This is a genomic window from uncultured Streptococcus sp., assembly GCF_963521865.1.
Classification (GTDB): Bacteria; Bacillota; Bacilli; order Lactobacillales; family Streptococcaceae; genus Streptococcus.
This window is the reverse complement of sequence record NZ_CAUQWY010000091.1, coordinates 1-2,821: the sequence shown is the minus strand read 5'-3', so window position 1 is coordinate 2,821 and position 2,821 is coordinate 1. Positions and strand designations below refer to the sequence as shown.

General features: G+C 34.1%; 5 protein-coding genes and 1 pseudogene. 3 read left to right on the top strand and 3 right to left on the bottom strand.

Features of this window, described 5'->3' with window-relative positions; all coding sequences use genetic code 11:
* Window positions 1-508: 508 nt before the first annotated feature.
* The 3 genes from RWO85_RS10225 to RWO85_RS10215 are packed head-to-tail and all read right to left on the bottom strand — an operon-like array spanning window position 509 to window position 1,496.
* Window positions 509-826: a hypothetical protein gene (locus tag RWO85_RS10225; RefSeq protein ID WP_228254635.1), complete on the bottom strand. Its 318-nt coding sequence runs from the start codon at window positions 824-826 to the stop codon at window positions 509-511.
* A 51-nt stretch (window positions 827-877) separates the two neighbouring features.
* Window positions 878-1,192, bottom strand: a complete 315-nt coding sequence (locus tag RWO85_RS10220; RefSeq protein ID WP_111810819.1) for a DNA-binding transcriptional regulator — start codon at window positions 1,190-1,192, stop codon at window positions 878-880.
* Window positions 1,173-1,496 carry a hypothetical protein gene (locus RWO85_RS10215; RefSeq protein ID WP_000288001.1) on the bottom strand — a complete coding sequence of 108 codons (324 nt, stop codon included), beginning with the start codon at window positions 1,494-1,496 and terminating at the stop codon, window positions 1,173-1,175. The genes RWO85_RS10220 and RWO85_RS10215 overlap by 20 nt, the downstream gene beginning before the upstream one ends.
* 264 nt (window positions 1,497-1,760) lie before the next feature.
* Here RWO85_RS10215 and RWO85_RS10210 point away from each other — a divergent pair, with 264 nt between their 5' ends.
* From RWO85_RS10210 to RWO85_RS10200, 3 genes and pseudogenes are all read left to right on the top strand, one after another.
* Entirely contained in the window at window positions 1,761-2,069 is a 309-nt protein-coding gene (locus tag RWO85_RS10210) for a hypothetical protein (RefSeq protein ID WP_111810818.1), read from the top strand.
* A 165-nt stretch (window positions 2,070-2,234) separates the two neighbouring features.
* Window positions 2,235-2,549 (top strand): hypothetical protein, encoded by a 315-nt coding sequence (locus RWO85_RS10205; RefSeq protein ID WP_114837847.1) that lies wholly within the window; start codon window positions 2,235-2,237, stop codon window positions 2,547-2,549.
* Window positions 2,542-2,724: pseudogene (locus tag RWO85_RS10200) on the top strand (transcriptional regulator); the annotation flags it as partial. The gene RWO85_RS10205 and the pseudogene RWO85_RS10200, both read left to right, overlap by 8 nt.
* Between the last annotated feature and the right edge of the window lie 97 nt (window positions 2,725-2,821).

The following is a 2,821-nucleotide window of genomic DNA, read 5'->3' as shown; positions in this document are numbered from 1 at the left end:
AATCTCAAACAAAAATAGACTATTAATTTCTCATAAACATTCCATTTAACATAATGGCGGTTATACGAAATGCATATTTTAAACACATAAAAATCAAATACTTGTGTTATAGTGATAATGCTCGACGATGTCGAAAAGCCGGCTTGGAAACAAGTCGGCTTTTTTATGAGCAGTTTTGATAGTTCTTGCCAATAAATTTGTTTAAAAAGTAGTCGATTTTGCGATTTTTTAAATTTTATCAATACTTGAATGCTTAAAATTATCCACATTTTTTGTGGATAAAATTTAGGCTATTTTGTACGCTCAGGCTTACGTGAATCTCGGCCCTTTGCGGCTATCTAGGATACTGGAACTTTCCTATGATGAACTCATCAGGAACAGGAAGTTCCATAACATAAAACAAAAATTATAAGTTATTCGATAGGGACCAGAGGATAGTGAAAGCACATGAGAAAACATGAAAAACCCCGGCAGGATGCCGGGGTTTTTTATTGCCTGAATATAGTAATTAGTGGGCAGTATCTGATTGGTTTTGATTGATAAATTTAACCAACGTATCCTGAATAAATTCCTCCAACTCAATACCTTGTTTTTTAATTAATTTTTCTAAATTTTCAATTATTTCATGGTCTAATTCAAACGAAATTTCTGATGAGGTCGCCATTAATAAATCGTAGTTGCTTTCTACCATTTTTCTAAAGACTTCCTCAGGATTATTCTTTAATGGCACGTTGAAAGACAGTCGGAGAGAACTGTTAATAATTTCAACATGTGTATATCCAAGATGTTCTGTACTTTTTCCGACAAATCCTAAATGCTTCATCATGATTCTCGAATCTGGTTATAGCGAATAGCCCTCAATCGAGAGCTATATAAATCAAGCCAGGCTTTCTTTTACAAATTGTGGATCAACAATAAATAATCGAATAAGGGATGTTGCTGCTCCTGAAGGTCTTCTAGCACCTTGTTCCCAAGATTCGAGTGTACGTCTCGAAACACCCAGAAGTTTGGCAAACTGTTCTTGTGTCAGTTGAGCCTTTCTACGAGCTAATGCTACATCGGTCTCAGTGATTACAGTTCTTTTAGCAGCATTATTAGCAAGCATGTCATCTATACCTAGCAAGATTTCAGCTTCAATATCTCTGGTTGCTTCAAAAGCTTCGAGTTCTTTTTCAGTCATTAAACGAGTCATTTAATTTCTCCACCAATGCTTGAAGAGTTTTCTTACTAAGCTGTACCGTTTGCTTTTTACTGTACAGGGTTAATAACCAGATCTCTCCATTTGTTAAACGATTAAAGTAGATGACTCTGACACCACCACTTTTACCCCTACCACCACTCGTCCATCTAATTTTACGAATGCCACCTGAATTAGGCTCTACATCTCCGGCTTCAGGATTTAATGCCAAGAATGTTTTAAATTCTTCGTACTCTTCCTGAGTCCAATAAACAAGACAGTATTTAGTAAATAATGGGGTTTCACATATTGTATACATTGCTGATGTTCATACTACCTTGTAGTAACTCATCATATACCACTATGTAGTATTATTGAATATTAATTTTCAGCTTTTTGGTTGTTTAGATTTAACAAGCAGAGTTCTTATATAATTCTGAGGATAAAGGCTATCAAATATGCATACGTAAAATTCTGCGTGAAACCATATTGAAGAATTCAAAAATCACCCTTTAGATTAGGAGCAATAGGATGAACTACTTTGCACAGGATCCCTTCTAGGTAATGTTACCTAGGAGGAATCATGAAAAGACTGAAATCTCAGTATCATCAATCTGTAAAAAAACCACATCCTAATGATTATTTTTATAAACGCTTTCCTAATGTGAAAAGTGTTTATCATAAAAAATTCAGTACACACCAAGAGAAAAGCTTTTATTCAATTCATTGCATTGAATATAAAAACTATCCTCTTAAACTTCGTGTAGCGCGAGGGCCTGGTCTAGCTGAAGCATGGGATGATCTTCCAGCATATGTCTATAAAGTTGCTAAAAGTTGGAAACATAATTCCAGAAGACAGCATCAGTACTACAAAGAACATGAACAACACTAAGAAAAATGAGGGAGTTTTTCCCTCATTTTTTGTATAAAACTCATTCTAAAAGACTGATTATTAGAAATAGATAAAGGATTCTGCATCATTGAAAGAGTAAAATTTATAAAATCAGAAGTATTGAAATTGCCTTCTGTTAACTTGATGAAATGAGTACTAAAACCTATGAAAAGAGATGAAATTTTAGGACATGACTCTTCTGAAAAAATCATTTTTTGCTTTCTTTATGAAAATGATGAAAAGGTTATCTCGCTGTTCGTTCGCTATTCAGATGAAAATACGATGAATATTGCAAAGCAGTCAGTCACTTTACATAGCCTATTTTGGAAATCAGATACGAGTGCACAAAATTTGAAGGAATTATTTGAAACTGATCCTTCTTTAGTAAATTTAGGCGTAGAGTTTTGGGCAGATTTTTTTCAGATCAATAAAAAATTTCCACCAGGCTTCAATAATGTGAAAGGACCGCTCCATGAATAACAAACTATTTGATCATCTTGTCCTTTCACTAAAAGAAGCAGGTGCCATAAAACGTGATGAAATTCAGGCAAGCCAAGCCACAGACCTTAGGCTGCCTGACTCTAAAGCAGGGTGTGAAAAAATGGGATTAACCCAAGTAGAGTTTTCTATACGTTTACATCTCAGGAAAACAACCAACAGAACTGAAAGTAAATTTAAATAACTTAAAAAGTATTAACTAGGACTTACGCATTGACGGATTCAAAAAAGTATTAAAATACTTTATAAAGTAT